This window comes from Komagataeibacter sp. SM21 (genome assembly GCF_041402665.1).
Classification (GTDB): domain Bacteria; phylum Pseudomonadota; class Alphaproteobacteria; order Acetobacterales; family Acetobacteraceae; genus Komagataeibacter; species Komagataeibacter saccharivorans.
This window is the reverse complement of sequence record NZ_JBGLOV010000031.1, coordinates 1-15,442: the sequence shown is the minus strand read 5'-3', so window position 1 is coordinate 15,442 and position 15,442 is coordinate 1. Positions and strand designations below refer to the sequence as shown.

Below are 15,442 nucleotides of genomic sequence, written 5' to 3'. Positions count from 1 at the left end.
GATAACAGCGCCCAATCTGCTCAAAACGCAGACCGGATGCCAGCGCAAAAACCGTCAATCAAATCGCCAAAAGCCAGAAATCACGGGCCACGCACATCAATTGACGGTTCTTCGATCCCTCCAGGTCCCGTCCGCTTTCCATGGCACGGGGCAGGAAATGCTCCAGGGCCCGGGCATAATCACGGACCTGCCGGACGGCCTGCGTGGCGCCGTGATCGTCTTCATCCACGACGAGAAGTTCACTGAGCGTACTGTGCGTGCCTTCGAGGGCGGAACTGCTGACCGCCTCGCGCCGGCCGAGTACCCGGCTGATCAGGTACGGATCGGGCAGGGTGCGGGCAAGGGCGGTAATTTCGCCAAGAGCAGTCTGCGCTGCTCCGTGCCGGGCACCAACGGCCCCCAGCACGAGGCTTCCATCCGGGGGCGGGGGCGGCACGACACCGTAATGCTGGGCATAGGGAGGGGGAAGCCGCTGCAGGGTTTCCCGGATGCCACCTGCCAGATCCTCGCGTCGCATGGGTTAACCTTTCCGTGGGGACGACCGCACACGTAAGTAATTAAGGAACAGGACGAAACCTTTATCACAGGATATCATGAGCGACCATGTTAAAGCTTTTCCCTTGCCGGTCGGGAGGAAAGCCGGTTTTTCCGGGGGCGGACTTCCCTGCATTGACCTTACCAGACGCGATAAATACGCTTATCGCGTGTGACGGAATTGATACCGGTTGAATCGCCTGCCCGGGGCTGTCATCCTGTCTTCATGACCGTCAGAACCCCTGCAGACCAGTTTCTGGACCGGATAGCGGCTTCCGGTTTTCTCCCCTTACCCGATAAGTAGCCTCGCCCGTTCGCGCACCGATTCAAGTTCGCTTTCAGAAACCTGACCTTTGTGCTTCGCTCGTCTGGCTCGCCAATCAAGGCTGCGCACCTGATCCGAGAGAACGACACTTGTCGGTTCTCCCGTTAGAGGCACTTCAAAAGGATACCCTTTGATTTTTGTCGTTGTCGGGCAGCAAATGATCATTCCCGATTTTTTATTGTAGCCGGCGGGAGACAGTACGACAGCAGGACGATGTCCGGCCTGTTCCCGCCCTGCCTGAGGATCGAACTCCAGCCAGACAATATCTCCGCAATCTGGCACCCATGCTGACATTTACCAGACCTCTCCACCTACTTCGGATCCAAAGCTCACTTCGCCATGGCGGTTATCATCTGTGATTGCGGCAATCAGGGTTTCCAGAGAGAGGGCAGCAGGCCGAACCGGCTGAATGATGATACGTCCATCTTCTTCCCGGACATCGACAGCCTGATTGACCTGCATATGAGCCGCTTCGAGGATATTTGCCGGCAAGCGGATGGCAGCACTGTTTCCCCATTTGCGAACAGTCCCGTGCATGAACTCCCTCCTTTGTGTATCTACGTTGTAGATACGCCCTCAACGGGCTTCGCTTCAAGCAAAAAAAGAGCCGATGTCTGCTCCTAATGAATAGGAAATACAAGCTGGATCTCCCGCTTTCCCCCCTTGCCGCCATATTTACGCTATGAGTGTTTGCGGCACCTGAATTACGCTTATCGCGCGTGATGGCATTGATACTGGTTGAATCGCCTGCCCAGGGCTGTCATCCTGGTTCCATGACCGTCAGAACCCCTGCAGACCAGTTTCTGGACCGGATAGCGGCTTCCGGTTTTCTCCCCGTCGCGGACACGGAGAACGGTGGCCCGCCGCCGACCCCGGCAGGGGCGGCGGCGCTGGAGACGGCCATCCGGTTCGCAAGCCGAGCCACGGCACCGGCCACGCTGCGGGCCTATCGGGCCGACTGGGCGCATTTCCAGGCCTGGTGCCGGCAGACCGGTTTCCAGCCGCTGCCCGCCACGCCCGAAACCGTCGGGGCCTATCTGGCCAGCCTCGCCGGGGTATTTTCCCCGAATACCATCCGCCGCCGTCTGGCCGCCATCGGCAAGGCCCACCGGTTCGGCGACTGGCCCTGGAATGCAGGCCACCGGGCCATCCAGGGGCCGCTGCAGGGCGTGCTGCGGACGCAGCATCGGCCGGTCCGCAAGCCCGTGGCCGTGCGCCGCACCCTGCTGGTGGATCTGCTGGCTACCTGTGACCTGTCACCCCGGGGACGGCGCGACCGGGCGCTGCTGCTGGTGGGGTTCGCCGGCGGCCTGCGCCGGTCGGAACTGGTCGGGTTGCAGGTGGAGGATGTGACGCCGATGGACCATGGCCTGCAGCTGCGCATCCGGTCCAGCAAGACCGACCAGACAGGGGAGGGGGTGGTAATCGGCCTCGCCCGCGGGCAGCGGCCCGAAACCTGCCCGGTCCGGGCGCTGGAGGCGTGGCTGGATGTGGCCCGGCGTGGGGTCGGCCCCCTGTTCCGCAAGGTCGAGGCCTCGGGCCGGATCGGCAGTACGGGACTACATCCCGATGCCGTGCGCCAGATCCTGCGCCAACGCGGAGAGAGGGCCGGGTTCGCGCCGGACATCCTCGCTCGGCTGACGCCGCATGGCCTGCGCTCCGGTTTCATAACCGAAGCCTATCTCGGCGGCGTGCGCGAGGAGGAAATCCGCCGTCACGTCCGTCATCGCGATCCACGCAGCACGCGGGGCTATATCGAACTACTCGATCTCGTGGTTGACAGTCCGGCCGGGAAGGTCGGGCTGTGATGGCTGGAGATGGCCGGTTTCGCCTCATACCGGCCATCCAAAGGACAATACAGCCTTCTGAAAAGCGGCCATGATCTTTGATCATGAAAATGCCGCTTGCGCCTCCACGCGCGTAATATTAAAAAGAATTTCCTATAATTATTTAACCTTAGTAGAGATTGAAGTATAAAAATTTTGAGACGCAGTATTAAACTCACGTTGCTTCTCGATCAGCTTATTCTGAATTTTGGCACATGCCTGTTTTGCTTTCCGTGCTTCTTTTTGATCCGGCTCCTTTCCCAATGTTTGCACATTGACATACGCGACCTGCAAGCATGTAGTAATGGCGGCGAGCGATCCATTGATACCAGCGCCCGCGTCTCCCTTGGCATAATTGAGACCAATCGACCAGATTGAAAGACCATGATCACAGATCTCGAACGAAAGATCGGCAATTTTGAGTAATATTTCATTAGCCGTTATAAGCTTGTTGAGAGCTAAAGCATCACACGATTTCTTCGTAAAATGGTCTGTTGTGTTGTCTCGTTTTTTGCGCGCGTCTATAGCTTCCTGAAATTCGCGCGAGTCATCTTCGAAAAGATCCTTAAGTTGAGGCACTATATCTTCTTCTAACCCCTTCACAATAGATTTGGCTGTTTTGAGCCGTTCCGCAATAGAGGCCGCTTTTTCTGAATTTTTCTCATCAACCGCTTTCTTGGTGAGACTCGAGATGGTCAGCTTCGCAAGTGCACAGATAATGCTCGATGCGAGGAGCGCCATAAGAGCCGCAGCACTTCCAGATCCAGGTGTTGCGTTACCCTCGCCGAAACGGTTCAATAGTTCTGCAGTCGGTAAATGAAGAAGATTTTCGTATTGTTTTGGGACTTCGTTAAATGTATTTTTTTTCATAACTTTTTGCATTCATTCTGTTTTTTGGTAGTCTACCATATATGATTATCAATAAAAATCAATTGGTGCACGCGATTGGTGTGACCGTCGCGCCAGCATCATAAATGCCGATAGTAGGAATGGTCGGTTTGCCACTTTCATCGGCCCACGTCAGTCAATACGTTTACCCCCTAGTCCGCCTATTTGGTCAAGGAAACTAAAGCAGACAAGCTGTAGTCGCCCTTACACCGGTTACGATATCCTCTGTCGGTTAAAGTGGAGAGCCGACACAAAACTTGCTATAATACAAAAACAAACTCATTTTTGCAGTTATTTATCTGAAAGGCGTAATGAGATGCTGATATGGGTGTTTTTTATTTTAATAATCATTTTGTTTTTTGTTTTACCGTCATTTTCTTTTACAAAAGAAGTGCTCAATAAAAAATATTTTTTTAATTATTATTCCTCAAATAGGTACCTATTTCTGGCAAAATTTTGGATCTTCCAATCTATTTCATTCTCAATAATATCCTATTTGACATTGAGAATTATAGGAGAACAAGATCATCTTAACGATTTCAAATACGATATCTTAGAATTTTTATTATTTTCGATCTCTGGCACATTATTCTTTTCCGCATTTGTTTGTAGAAATATCGCCTTTGCGGGGAAAGGAAAGCAAGAGAAAGCTTACAAAATGTCTGTATCCAAGCTTGATTTCGCTTACGTTCTAGTTGGCTTTGCCGCAGCAATATGGAGTCTTGCATATATTACCTCATCAGGCTTCCAAAGCTTTTCGAACGCATCTATTTTTCATGATGAAGAACTTTTAAAAAATGAGCGCAACCTATTCATTTCTACAATGGAGTTAATAGAATCTCATTGCTTCAATAATGAACTGAGTGCTGATATTTGTAAACGATCAAAAATTCACGAATCTTATCTATTTTCCATAGTTTCTCCATTTGCAGTTAAATTTGATGCGCAAGATATTTGTTATGAGATGCGTTTATTGAAGGGAAATCCCTATCTGGGCGATCAACGTATTTCTAATTTCTGCCACAATCCCAGTTACGAACTGACGAAACAAAGAAAACAAAATTTGGTGGATTTATTAGAAAAAACAAGAAGCTTTAAGTATTCTGGATTGCTCGAAAGTATTGTATTCAAGATCCTGTTAGTTATAACTCTATCGGCTCGGTTTACTAAAGCAATATTTGACCTATTATACAATCAATGCGACATCAGAAAAGGAATAAAAATTAGACCGATCAAACCCTTCCTTAAACTGAGGCGTTAGCTTTTTAGATATAGACAGAGTGACCGTATTTTCCTCTAACATCGGACATTCTGCTCTCCTGAAGAGTTTCGGGCGCCGCGAGGCGTACGAAAGTCTGGGAAGACCGAACCCGCGACACCGGGACTCAGTTATGGGGAATTTGCAACTGGCGCTACCCCGGAGGAGAGCCTGAGCCGGAGCATACAGGTGCGTTTGTGGAACTGGAACGGGTTTTTATGACTGGATCTGCATGACGCGATGTCAGAACTGGCGGTGCAGGCAGCGATTTTCCCGATTTTTCCGGTGATGCGTACAGGAGCCCCGGTTTGCCGGAGTGCAGCCACTTCGGCATCGGGATCGGTCATGCTGTGGTCTCTGCGGGCTGTCATGGTGATCCCCCGGTCGGATCAGTCGCCCGTGGCGGCCCTCGGGGCTGGCACCATCGGGGAAGGATCTGGATGACGATCATCGGACCACCACAGCATGGGCAGGGTGGTGGCGTGACCGGTTCGGGTTCCGGGACTTCTGGCGCTGGTGTGGGTATGACATTCAGCAGTTCCCGCACCCGGGCGAGGCTGGCCTTGCGGCTGGAACTGGACAGCAGGCCATAATGGCGGATGCGATGAAATCCCCGTGGCAGAACATGCAGCATGAAGCGGCGGATGAACTCATCCGTGGCGAGTGTCATGACCTGCTGCTGGTGGGCCGTGTCCCGCCGGTAGTCCTTGTAGCGGAACGTCACGCCGTTTTCGTTGAACGCCAGGAGGCGGCGGTTCGAGATGGCGACACGGTGGGTATAGCGTGACAGATAGGCCAGCACCGCTTTTGGACCGGCAAACGGGGGCTTGGCGTAGACGACCCAGCGCCTGCTGCGCACAGGGGCCAGATACCGCAGGAAGGCACGGCGCTCTGCCAAAGGGGCAAGTTGCCCCCGGAAGACCAGCCGATCGGCGTCGAAAAGTGCCAGCAGCCGGGTCAGGAACAGGCGGCGGAACAGCTTGCCCAGCACCCGGACGGGCAGCAGGAAGGCCGGGCGCGATGAGATCCAGCGCCGGCCATCGGGCGAGAGACCGCCACCCGGCACGATCATGTGCACATGGGGATGGTGGGTCAGCGCCGAACCCCAACTGTGCAGCACGGCGGTGATGCCGATGCGGGCGCCCAGATGCCGGGGATCGGCGGCGATCGTCATCATCGTCTCCGAGGCGGCCTGGAACAGCAGGGCGTAGAGAACGGCCTTGTTCTGGAGCGCGATGTCGGCAATCCGCGCTGGCAGGGTGAAGACGACATGGAAATACCCGACCGGCAGCAGATCGGCCTCCCGCTCAGCCAGCCATGTCCGCGCGGCGTTCCCCTGACAGCGCGGACAATGACGGTTGCGACAGCTGTTATAGGCGATCCGCCAGTGTCCACAGTCCCCGCAGGCCGCGACATGACCACCCAGGGCCGCGGTGCGACAGTGTTCGACCGCCGACATGACCTTGAGCTGCTGCAGGGGAAGACGGCCGGCATGGGCTATCCGCCAGGCAGGACCGGCAGCTCGAAAGATATCTCCCAGTTCGAGCGAGGCGGACATGACCGTGCCCACCGAAGCTCGGGGATCAGCCGTCGGGCCTTGCCTGCGTGGTCGTCAGCATGCCCAGCCTGTCGAGCGGACTGATGACGGCCCGCACGGTCCGTGTCGCAACTTTTGTATAAAGGGCCGTGGTCTCCAGACGGGAATGGCCCAGCAGGACCTGGATCACGCGGACATCGACACCATCCTCAAGCAGGTGCGTGGCAAAGCTGTGCCGCAGGGTATGAGGCCCTACACGTCTGGTGATCGAAGCGGCCCGCGCCGCATCGACAACCACGCGATGGAGCTGCCGTGTGCTGATGGGCTTCATGGTATGTCAATCGGCACTCAAAAATAACCCCTGATCGGCATGCAATATTAACCCCCTGTTGAAGGCCCGGCCTGTCTCCTGAAGCCGTAGGCGTAAGGAGACAGGCCGGGGCAGGTATGGATATGGAGAGAGGTTCAGTTACGGTTCCTGAACCGCCAGCTTTCGTTCCCTGTCTCGATGATGTCGCAGTGATGGGTCAGACGGTCGAGCAGTGCCGTGGTCATCTTGGCGTCGGCGAATACACTGGCCCATTCACCGAAGGACAGGTTCGTGGTGACAATGACCGAGGTCTGTTCATAAAGGCGGCTGATCATATGGAACAGCAACTGTCCGCCAGACTGGGCAAAGGGCAGGTATCCCAGTTCGTCGAGGATGACAAAGTCCAGTCGGCCGAGTTGTTCGGCCAGCCGACCCGCCCTTGCCGCCCGACTGTCAGCCTCAAGCCGGTTGACCAGGTCCACCACGTTGAAGAACCGGCCACGCCGACCTGTGCGGATGCAGCTCCGGCCAATGGCCGTGGCCAGGTGGGTTTTGCCGGTACCTGTGCCCCCCACAAGCACGACATTACGCTTGAGGTCGAGGAATTCGCCCCGAGCCAGGTCACGGACAAGGGTTTCGTTGACGGGCGTATCCGCGAACTGAAAGTCCTCGACATCCTGTGCCCGCGGCATCCGGGCAATGGTCATCTGGTAGCGTACCGACCGGGCCTGCTTTTCATGTATTTCGGCCTGGAGCAGTTCTCCTATGACCTGCTGGGGCAGATACTGTCGTTTGACCGCATGGGTCACCAGTTCATCATAGGCGGCTTTCATACCGTAGAGTTTCAGTTCCGCCATCGCCTGGAGGATCGGCCCACGTTCCATCATGGGCGTGTCCTCAGGATATCATACCGGCTGCAGTCAGCCACAGGAGCATGATGCAGGACCAGAGGTTCGGGAAGGGCAGGCAGGACGGGATTTGTGGCTTCATCCCGGCGTGACAGGATGTTGAGAATGACATCAACGGAATGCATGCCATCTTCCAGAGCCTCCCGGCAGGCCTGATCCACGCAGGTCAGGCCATGCTCGTTCACGGCAACCAGAAGACGTACGACCTGTCTGTCGCCACCTGGCCTGTCAGCCAGTCGCCTGCGGATCCGTTCAATGGAGACGGGCAGGATCCAGTCCCGGAATGGAGCGCCATTGCGCAGGGCACCCGGCTTGCGCTCCAGCACCCCGATATAATGCCATGGATCATAAACCGTCCGGTCCCGCTCGAACGAGCGGGCATGGACCCCAACCGTCCGGCCATCCTGCCGGATTTCGATGCGCCCGGCATAGGCCCTGAGTTCCACAGGGCGACCAACCGCACTGCTGGAGACGGAATACCGGTTGTTGTCAAAGCGGACCAGGCAGGTTTTCGTGACGGATGCCATGCGGGCATGGAACCCGTCAAAGGAACCGGCATAAGGAACCAGAGCCGCGCGCTCGGCCAGGAACATCTCCCACACCGTTTTCTCCGGGACATCCGGATGGGCATGCGTTCTGGCCAGCTGGATGCATCGATCCACAAGCCATCCATTGAGTTCCTCGTAGTCACGGAACTTCAGACGCGGGGAGAACACGCGTCCACGCGCATATTTCACCTGGCTTTCAACCTGGCCTTTCTCCCATCCTGCCGCCGGCGTGCAGGCCTGTGGTTCAACCAGATAATGGGCGCACATCTGTAAAAAACGCCGGTTATAGTCCCGCGCCCGGCCAACAAAAACCGTTTCCACCGCAGTCTTCATATTATCGTAAATGCCCCGCTGGCATGCACCCCTGAAGAACGCAAAGCCCCGGTCATGCGCGTCAAACACCATTTCCTGCGCCTCGCGCGGATAGGCACGAATGAACATCATCCGGCTGTGGCACAGACGCATATGCGCGACCTTCACCTTTACCGCCACACCACCCAGAACGACAACCTCATGGCTCCAGTCAAACTGGTAAGCCTCTCCAGGTGCAAAACTCAGCGGAACATAGGCGGCCCGCCGCCCCATCTCATGGCGGTCTTCCCACCGTCGGCCATATCGCCTTACGGCATCATAGCTTCCTTCATATCCTTCCTCACGCAGCAGTTCGAACAGACGGATGAGGCTCAGCCGTTCGCGGGCCGGACGCGCCACGTTCTCCTCAAGAAGAGCGCACAATCTTCCCTCCCATGGACCAATCCGGGGAAGAGGCTGTCGTTCTCGGTGATAGTCAAAAGACGTCTGTCCCGACCGGATCACCTTGCGTACCGTCTGCCGCGATATCCCAAGGTCCCGGCAGATCGCCTTGATCGCCTTTCCTTCGACAAAATGCGCGCGACGGATCTTTCCAATTGTTTCCACAACAAGCATCCCAAACCGGGCCTCCATTCAGCATGAAGGCCATCGTGAACCCGTTTCTCAGAAAGGGGTCGTTTTTGGCTGCCTGTCCCCCTTCCGAAGGGAGCACTTTTCCATGCCGCTTAACACGTAGGCATTACCGCCGCCGGACTTGCCCAGTTCCACACGCCCCCGTAGGCCGCGATGGGTCTTGGCGGCGAGGTCTTTCAGGAAGAGCGCGTTCATCGTGCCCTTGAGGCCGACATGCAGATGCGAGACTTCTCCCTTGGAGAGGGTGACGATCTGCACGCCCGCATAATTCATGCGTTTGAAGACGCCGGCGATGTCCTCCTGGTCACACGGGACAGGCGGTCCATCGCTTCGGCCAGCACGATCTGGAAGCGTCCGCGCTGCGCATCGGCGATCAGGGCCTGGATACCGGGCCGCATCAGGGAGGCGCCCGAGATCGCGTGATCGGTATACTCCTCGACGATAGTCCAGCCCTGCTTCTCCGCATGCGTGCGGCAGATGCGAAGCTGGTCAGCGATCGAGGCGTCGCGCTGGTTATCTGATGAGTAGCGGGCGTAGAGCGCGACCTTCATGACGGGGCATCCCTTACGGTCCGGAGCGGCGGCGCTGCTCCTGTTGCTGAGACCGGAACCAGTCCCGTGCCGCACGGCGTGCCATGAGGCGGATCAGCGCCACCAGCCGCGGGTCGGGCGTGTTGGGGCGCAGGACGAGCCGCAATTCGGGTTCGGGCGGCCGATACGCCGGGGCAATGGACTGGCTGGGTCTGTCCGTCATCGTCGCTCTCTTCCGACCGCATGGCAAGGAAAACAGGCACACGATCCCGACAGATGGCTGTTATTTCAATGGAAATACGCAATATGGAAAGTCGCGCTTGTGCGTGCTCCAGCGCGTGGAATCGTAGTTATGGGTAGTCCCGGATAGACGCGCGTCGTACAAATACTGGCTTACGGCGGCGTCACGGGAGGGGAGGGCGAGTCATGAATGATATGGGAGTGCCGTTCTTCCGGCAGGTCGGATGAGCGGACGCGCCACCGACTCTTCCCCCACGGAAGCGCTGGCGGGACTGGTCGAGCGGGTAACGTTCCACAATGCCGAGAACGGTTTCTGCGTCCTGCGGGTGAAGGTGCGGGGCCAGCGCGACCTGGTCACCGTCGTCGGCCATGCCGCCATGATCTCGGCGGGCGAGTTTGTGCAGATGTCGGGGCGCTGGTTCAACGACCATACCCATGGCCTTCAGTTCAAGGCGGAGTTCCTCAGGGCCAGTCCTCCCACCACAGTCGAAGGGATCGAACGCTATCTTGGCTCGGGCATGATCCGGGGCATTGGGCCGGTCTATGCGAAGAAGCTGGTGAAAGCGTTCGGCGAGGCGGTGTTCGACCTGATCAAGCAGGAACCGCATCGCCTGCGGGAAGTGAAGGGCATCGGCCCCAAGCGTGCCGAACGGATCGTCGGTGGCTGGGCGGACCAGAAGGTGATCCGCGAGATCATGCTGTTCCTGCACAGCAACGGGGTCGGCACCTCGCGGGCCGTGCGGATCTTCAAGACCTACGGCCAGGACGCGGTCCAACTGATCAGCGAAAATCCGTATCGCTTGGCAAAAGATATCCGGGGGATCGGATTCAAAACCGCTGACCAGATTGCCCGTAAGATGGGGATCGCACTCGACGCGATGATCCGGGTGCGGGCAGGGATCTCCTACGCGCTTGGCGAGGCCATGGATGAAGGGCATTGCGGCCTGCCGGTCGGGGAACTGCTGACCAGCACCGCCGAACTGCTGGAGATCGCGGCACCCCTGATCGAGACGGCCCTTGCTTTGGAATTGGAAGCCGGTGACGTGGTCGCCGACAGCGTGGGCGAGACGGGCTGTATCTTCCTTGCCGGCCTGTATCGCGCCGAGCAGAGCATCGCCGAGCGGTTGCGCGCCTGCGCCATTGGTCGTCCGTCCTGGCCTGACATCGACGCTGAAAAGGCCATGACCTGGGTGGAAGGCAAGACCGGACTTGCGCTGGCACCCAGCCAGCAGGAGGCGGTGCGCCTTGCCCTGCGCAGCAAGGTGCTGGTGATCACGGGCGGTCCCGGTGTGGGCAAGACCACGCTGGTCAATGCCATTCTCAAGATCGTGACGGCTAAGGGCACCGACGTGCAGCTCTGCGCGCCAACGGGAAGGGCAGCGAAGCGTCTATCGGAAAGCACGGGGCTGGAGGGCAAGACCATCCACCGCCTGCTGGAGACCGATCCGGCCAATGGCAGTTTCAAACGGGATGAGACCAACCCGCTGACCTGCGACCTGCTGGTCGTGGACGAAGCCAGCATGGTGGACGTGCTGCTGATGCGCTCCCTGCTGCGCGCGTTACCTGACAGCGCGGCCCTGCTGATCGTCGGCGACGTGGACCAGTTGCCGTCCGTCGGGCCGGGGCAGGTGCTGGCCGACATCATTGGCTCCGGTGCTGTCCCTGTGGTGCGGCTGACCGAGGTGTTCCGCCAGGCGGCGCAGAGCCGGATCATCACCAATGCGCACCGGATCAACGAAGGGAAGATGCCGGATCTGAGCGCGGAAGAGGGATCGGATTTCTATTTCGTGGAGGCGGCCGAGCCCGAGGTTGGGCTGCGCAAGTTGCTGGCCGTGGTAAAGGACCGCATCCCGGCGCGGTTCGGGCTGGATCCTGTTCGCGACGTGCAGGTGCTGTGCCCGATGAACCGGGGCGGCCTTGGAGCGCGATCGCTGAATATCGAATTGCAGCAGGCGCTGAATCCGCCGGGCGAGGTGAAGGTCGAGCGGTTCGGCTGGACCTATGGTCCCGGCGATAAGGTGATGCAGATCGCCAACGATTATGACCGGGACGTCTTCAACGGGGATCTCGGCGTTATCGACATGATCGATGTGGAAGAGGGCGAACTGACGGTCTTATTCGATGGACGGGAAGTCGTTTATGGATTCGGCGAGCTGGACGAACTGGTGCTGGCCTACGCCACCACGATCCACAAGAGCCAGGGATCGGAATATCCGGCGGTGGTCATCCCGCTGGTGACGCAGCATTACGCCATGCTGGCGCAGAACCTGCTTTATACCGGCGTGACACGGGGGCGGAAGCTCGTCGTGCTGGTGGGGCAGAAGAAGGCGCTCGCCATCGCCGTGCGCAACCAGGGCGGGAGGCGGCGGTGGTCGAAGCTCAGGGAGTGGCTGGCGGGTAGCATCGCATGACGGAGCGAAGGAACGGGGTCTCCATGTCGGCTTCCGCTGTCATGTCAGACCTAAGAAGAATCGCGTGAGCGTTCGGAAACCAGCCATATCTCGAGATGATAATATGCACATGGAAATGCGCATACATACGTGCTAAGTTCCGGTTTCCAGGACTTGGAGTAAAGCTATGGCTCGCCTGCATTCTACCAGCCCATCACGTCGTCCGACTAATGTGACGTTACCGGCTCAGTTACTCGAAGAAGCCAAATCGCTTGACCTCAACATATCGCACGCCTGCGAACAGGGATTGAAGTCAGCGATCGCTTCAATCCGTGCTCAACAATGGCTCGCAGAAAATCGCTCCTCCCTTGAAGCATCCCGACAGTATGTCGAAGAGAATGGTCTTCCTCTCGCGGATTATCGGAACTTCTGAATGGCCCGTTTTGATGTGTATCGTTTGGCCGGACGAGGTGAAGCGCGTTTTGTTTTAGATGTGCAGGCAGATATACTTGACGAGTTGGGCACCCGCATCGTGGTACCACTCTTATCATGGAAAGTGGCACCCAAGCCGGCAAAGAGATTGAATCCGGTTTTCGTAATCGATGACCAGTCGTTCGTTATGATGACACAGTTTATGGCTGCTGTGCCTGAACGTGATCTGAAGAAAGTCGTGACTTCATTGTCTCTCTCTCAGGATGAAATCACCCAGGCTATTGATCTGCTTTTGACTGGTTTCTGAGAAAAAGCCTTCGTCGGTTTTCGCAGACCGGAAGCCGCCTGCTTATTGGACAACCTCGCGCCACAATGGCTGTCGACGGCCGTCAGTGACGGGTTATCGGGCGCAGGTGCCGATCTGTCTCAAGCCTGAGCGCCGCGGTCCATAAGGGCGTCTTGGTATAGAAAATCTGTCTGCTGGAGCCGGTGCCTGTTCGGTGCTCGTTGAGCAGGCCTGCCCAGCACAGCGGACGCAGGATATGGACGTAAAGACTGGCGGTCAGTCTGAAATCACGGTGACGGATTTCCGCTTCCTCGCCCCCGTAGAGAACCGAACATAGCCGCTCTTCGGTGACGGCGACCTGGGCCTCGATATTGATGACGTTGAGAAAGATATCCCAGTTGCCGAACAGCGGCTCATCGCTTCGGGTGTAAGGACTGTGGTCGACGACAAACAGGAGGTGGGTCGTCAACAGCATCCAGAGCCGGGCAGGCTCCGATTGGAGCTTTCTCGCCAGGTCGGTCAGCCGCAGGGTTCCCTTGAAATGCCGGGCGAGCTTCGCGCTGAGCAGAACCTCATGCAGGATCATCAGTGGCGGAAAATCATGTTCATTCAGGACTTTGTTGAAAACATAGAGATATTCGACCGTATAGCCGGGCCAGTCAAAAGCCTCGGCGGCCCATGCGACAAAATAGCGTTTCAGCGCCTTGCCGGGCGTGAGGCCGATCGGGCCGTTTTCCTCAATATAGCCGATCGTCCGCAGCGCGGCCTTCAGGATGAGGGCATGCGACAGGGGGAGGGCGCCGTCGTCGGGTGAATGGAATGGCTGCATGGGGTGAATAATGAACCAGGCAGATGCGGGTTGCCAGTTCAGATTCATGATATGGAGTCCAAGTCAGTCGTCATGTCGGCTGCCGCCCTGTTTGCGTCGAAAAATGCTTGAACGGCCCCCCGGCTCATCCCTGTTTGGCAGACGACACACCGGAATAAAGCCCACGCTGCGATACACATTACATGTCACGTGATCCGGACGGCTTGGGTGGCCGTTTCAACGGGACGTGTGTTTCCTGTCGCATTTCGACACCATAAGAGCATGCCGAGCATTTTCAGGAAATGGCGCGTTTCAGAGCGGTGAAATAGGATTGTCTGAACTGTTCGCTTAGCGGCGCGTCAGGAATGAAGACGTCAAAGACGTGATAGGCACCGGGAATAACACAGACTTCCGTCGAGACACCTGCGGCCATCAGGCGCCGGGCATACTCCAGATCCTCGTCCAGAAACAGGTCGAGTGACCCGACGCCGATATAGGCAGGAGGTAATCCCGTCAAGTCCGCCGCCCGGAAAGCTGCGCCATATTCGCTGATACCCGGACTTCCCGGTGTTTTACCAAGATAGGCATTCCATGCGTAGTGATTCGCGGAACGCGTCCAGATGTATTCGCCCAGCGCAGGTGACGGCATGAGTGTTGTTCCTGTGCGATCATCCAGCATGGGATAAATCAGCAACTGGAACACGACCCTGATTTCCGCCCTATCCCGCGCCATCAGGGCTAGGCAGGCTGTCAACCCGCCGCCCGCGCTATCTCCGCCGATTATCAGCCGGTTCCGATCAATTCCCAGATCGACCGCATGTTCATGTGCCCATTTCAGAACCGCGTAGCAGTCCTCGATCGCGGCAGGGTAGGGGGCTTCCGGCGCCAGACGATAATCTATGGAGAAAATGACCAGCCCCAGTTCGCTGGCCATTCGCCGGCAACGTGCATCATCGACTTCCGGCGTGCCACTGACGATGCCGCCGCTATGGATGTAGACCATCGCGGGCGCATTTGGATGACTGGTGCGAGGTTGGTAGATCACGACAGGAACATCGGGAGCGCCTTCTGGACCGGGCACGGAGTAATTCTCGACCACAACATCCGGATATTCGGCAACTCTGACGCTGCGGATTGCCGCAATGAATGCCTTGCGTGTTGCGGCCAGGGTTTCATCCGAAAGACCATCAAAGGACGGAAGAGCTTTCAGCGCTGCGCGAAATTCCGGGGCGACGGGGTTGTGGGGCATGAAACTTTCTCCGCGTTATCTTTCCTCACATGTAGACGGCATTGGGGCTGGATCCCCATCACATCCAACTGATTGAACGGAAAGTGTTGTTGGCAGAATACCCCAGTTGCACGTGTTTCGATTACCGTTGAGACCTTCCCAGGCAACTGCTCTTTCGTGCTTCACGAATGAAGATACCAACATTCGTTCAGCATTAGGTCCGCTTTCGCCCTCATTGCGGACGTTATGTCTTCGGTTGCCAATATCGAACTAACGAAGATTACCCTAATTCATTGGTAACTATTAATGATAATGCACGGTCTAGCGCGAAATGATCCTTCTCATCTTCCGGACAAGAAGCCCCAGATTGAGCTGGGTCGTCGCGATTTAAGGTGTCATTAAACTCACCCGCCCAAGTCTCAATTTGCCTGCTTAGTTCGCTACGCGGT

At 57.2% G+C, this 15,442-nt stretch carries 15 protein-coding genes and 2 pseudogenes; 5 read left to right on the top strand and 12 right to left on the bottom strand.

The features are described 5' to 3' along the window. Window positions 1-58 precede the first annotated feature (58 nt). From ACBR42_RS15965 to ACBR42_RS15955, 3 genes are all read right to left on the bottom strand, one after another. Complete coding sequence (locus ACBR42_RS15965) at window positions 59-517, bottom strand: Fic/DOC family N-terminal domain-containing protein (protein WP_371208670.1); 459 nt, start codon at window positions 515-517, stop codon at window positions 59-61. Window positions 518-823: 306 nt separating this feature from the next. Beyond that, the gene (mazF, locus tag ACBR42_RS15960; protein WP_371208669.1) at window positions 824-1,153 is read right to left on the bottom strand and encodes an endoribonuclease MazF; all 330 of its coding nucleotides are present in this window, start codon (window positions 1,151-1,153) and stop codon (window positions 824-826) included. Beyond that, window positions 1,154-1,396 carry an AbrB/MazE/SpoVT family DNA-binding domain-containing protein gene (locus ACBR42_RS15955; RefSeq protein WP_371208668.1) on the bottom strand — a complete coding sequence of 81 codons (243 nt, stop codon included), beginning with the start codon at window positions 1,394-1,396 and terminating at the stop codon, window positions 1,154-1,156. A gap of 236 nt (window positions 1,397-1,632) precedes the next feature. Between ACBR42_RS15955 and ACBR42_RS15950 the strand changes: the two genes are divergently transcribed. Then, entirely contained in the window at window positions 1,633-2,667 is a 1,035-nt protein-coding gene (locus ACBR42_RS15950; RefSeq protein ID WP_371208667.1) for a site-specific integrase, read from the top strand. Window positions 2,668-2,805: 138 nt separating this feature from the next. On the opposite strand, the gene ACBR42_RS15945 is transcribed toward ACBR42_RS15950, so the two are convergent. Then, window positions 2,806-3,555 (bottom strand): cyclodeaminase/cyclohydrolase family protein, encoded by a 750-nt coding sequence (locus ACBR42_RS15945; protein WP_371208666.1) that lies wholly within the window; start codon window positions 3,553-3,555, stop codon window positions 2,806-2,808. Window positions 3,556-3,889: 334 nt separating this feature from the next. On the opposite strand from ACBR42_RS15945, the gene ACBR42_RS15940 reads away from it, so the two are divergent. Further along, window positions 3,890-4,834: a hypothetical protein gene (locus ACBR42_RS15940; protein ID WP_371208665.1), complete on the top strand. Its 945-nt coding sequence runs from the start codon at window positions 3,890-3,892 to the stop codon at window positions 4,832-4,834. Between the two features lie 364 nt (window positions 4,835-5,198). Here ACBR42_RS15940 and ACBR42_RS15935 read toward each other — a convergent pair whose 3' ends face one another. The 6 genes and pseudogenes from ACBR42_RS15935 to ACBR42_RS15910 form a co-directional block, all read right to left on the bottom strand. Continuing rightward, window positions 5,199-6,389, bottom strand: a complete 1,191-nt coding sequence (locus tag ACBR42_RS15935) for an IS91 family transposase (RefSeq protein ID WP_371208664.1) — start codon at window positions 6,387-6,389, stop codon at window positions 5,199-5,201. A 25-nt stretch (window positions 6,390-6,414) separates the two neighbouring features. Continuing rightward, the gene (locus ACBR42_RS15930; RefSeq protein ID WP_371208663.1) at window positions 6,415-6,699 is read right to left on the bottom strand and encodes a tyrosine-type recombinase/integrase; all 285 of its coding nucleotides are present in this window, start codon (window positions 6,697-6,699) and stop codon (window positions 6,415-6,417) included. 134 nt (window positions 6,700-6,833) lie between these two features. Further along, complete coding sequence (gene istB / locus ACBR42_RS15925; RefSeq protein ID WP_275405120.1) at window positions 6,834-7,565, bottom strand: IS21-like element helper ATPase IstB; 732 nt, start codon at window positions 7,563-7,565, stop codon at window positions 6,834-6,836. After that, window positions 7,495-9,061: pseudogene (gene istA / locus ACBR42_RS15920) on the bottom strand (IS21 family transposase). The gene istB and the pseudogene istA overlap by 71 nt, the downstream one beginning before the upstream one ends. A gap of 117 nt (window positions 9,062-9,178) precedes the next feature. Further along, window positions 9,179-9,630 (bottom strand): annotated as a pseudogene (locus ACBR42_RS15915) (recombinase family protein); the annotation flags it as partial. 13 nt (window positions 9,631-9,643) lie between these two features. Beyond that, a complete protein-coding gene (locus ACBR42_RS15910) occupies window positions 9,644-9,832 on the bottom strand; it encodes a hypothetical protein (protein ID WP_371208662.1) in 189 nt (62 codons plus the stop codon). Between the two features lie 241 nt (window positions 9,833-10,073). Here ACBR42_RS15910 and ACBR42_RS15905 point away from each other — a divergent pair, with 241 nt between their 5' ends. The 3 genes from ACBR42_RS15905 to ACBR42_RS15895 all read left to right on the top strand — a co-directional run bounded on the left by ACBR42_RS15905 (window position 10,074) and on the right by ACBR42_RS15895 (window position 12,978). Beyond that, on the top strand, window positions 10,074-12,260 hold the full coding sequence (locus ACBR42_RS15905) for an ATP-dependent RecD-like DNA helicase (RefSeq protein ID WP_371208661.1): 2,187 nt from the start codon (window positions 10,074-10,076) through the stop codon (window positions 12,258-12,260). A 166-nt stretch (window positions 12,261-12,426) separates the two neighbouring features. Next, window positions 12,427-12,672 (top strand): type II toxin-antitoxin system CcdA family antitoxin, encoded by a 246-nt coding sequence (locus ACBR42_RS15900; RefSeq protein ID WP_371208660.1) that lies wholly within the window; start codon window positions 12,427-12,429, stop codon window positions 12,670-12,672. Next, window positions 12,673-12,978 (top strand): CcdB family protein, encoded by a 306-nt coding sequence (locus ACBR42_RS15895; protein WP_371208659.1) that lies wholly within the window; start codon window positions 12,673-12,675, stop codon window positions 12,976-12,978. A gap of 82 nt (window positions 12,979-13,060) precedes the next feature. Here the strand turns inward: ACBR42_RS15895 and ACBR42_RS15890 are convergent, their stop codons facing one another. Together ACBR42_RS15890 and ACBR42_RS15885 are read right to left on the bottom strand one after the other, a co-directional pair. Continuing rightward, window positions 13,061-13,786: a hypothetical protein gene (locus ACBR42_RS15890; RefSeq protein ID WP_371208671.1), complete on the bottom strand. Its 726-nt coding sequence runs from the start codon at window positions 13,784-13,786 to the stop codon at window positions 13,061-13,063. A gap of 274 nt (window positions 13,787-14,060) precedes the next feature. After that, window positions 14,061-15,014 (bottom strand): alpha/beta hydrolase, encoded by a 954-nt coding sequence (locus ACBR42_RS15885; RefSeq protein WP_371208658.1) that lies wholly within the window; start codon window positions 15,012-15,014, stop codon window positions 14,061-14,063. Window positions 15,015-15,442: the final 428 nt, after the last annotated feature.

Bases quoted from the DNA above. Each gene is read 5' to 3' on its own strand.
- ACBR42_RS15965 (WP_371208670.1), bottom strand. From the start codon at position 517: ATGCGACGCGAGGATCTGGCAGGTGGCATCCGGGAAACCCTGCAGCGG.
- mazF (WP_371208669.1), bottom strand. From the start codon at position 1,153: ATGTCAGCATGGGTGCCAGATTGCGGAGATATTGTCTGGCTGGAGTTC.
- ACBR42_RS15955 (WP_371208668.1), bottom strand. From the start codon at position 1,396: ATGCACGGGACTGTTCGCAAATGGGGAAACAGTGCTGCCATCCGCTTG.
- ACBR42_RS15950 (WP_371208667.1), top strand. From the start codon at position 1,633: ATGACCGTCAGAACCCCTGCAGACCAGTTTCTGGACCGGATAGCGGCT.
- ACBR42_RS15945 (WP_371208666.1), bottom strand. From the start codon at position 3,555: ATGAAAAAAAATACATTTAACGAAGTCCCAAAACAATACGAAAATCTT.
- ACBR42_RS15940 (WP_371208665.1), top strand. From the start codon at position 3,890: ATGCTGATATGGGTGTTTTTTATTTTAATAATCATTTTGTTTTTTGTT.
- ACBR42_RS15935 (WP_371208664.1), bottom strand. From the start codon at position 6,389: ATGTCCGCCTCGCTCGAACTGGGAGATATCTTTCGAGCTGCCGGTCCT.
- ACBR42_RS15930 (WP_371208663.1), bottom strand. From the start codon at position 6,699: ATGAAGCCCATCAGCACACGGCAGCTCCATCGCGTGGTTGTCGATGCG.
- istB (WP_275405120.1), bottom strand. From the start codon at position 7,565: ATGATGGAACGTGGGCCGATCCTCCAGGCGATGGCGGAACTGAAACTC.
- ACBR42_RS15910 (WP_371208662.1), bottom strand. From the start codon at position 9,832: ATGACGGACAGACCCAGCCAGTCCATTGCCCCGGCGTATCGGCCGCCC.
- ACBR42_RS15905 (WP_371208661.1), top strand. From the start codon at position 10,074: ATGAGCGGACGCGCCACCGACTCTTCCCCCACGGAAGCGCTGGCGGGA.
- ACBR42_RS15900 (WP_371208660.1), top strand. From the start codon at position 12,427: ATGGCTCGCCTGCATTCTACCAGCCCATCACGTCGTCCGACTAATGTG.
- ACBR42_RS15895 (WP_371208659.1), top strand. From the start codon at position 12,673: ATGGCCCGTTTTGATGTGTATCGTTTGGCCGGACGAGGTGAAGCGCGT.
- ACBR42_RS15890 (WP_371208671.1), bottom strand. From the start codon at position 13,786: ATGCAGCCATTCCATTCACCCGACGACGGCGCCCTCCCCCTGTCGCAT.
- ACBR42_RS15885 (WP_371208658.1), bottom strand. From the start codon at position 15,014: ATGCCCCACAACCCCGTCGCCCCGGAATTTCGCGCAGCGCTGAAAGCT.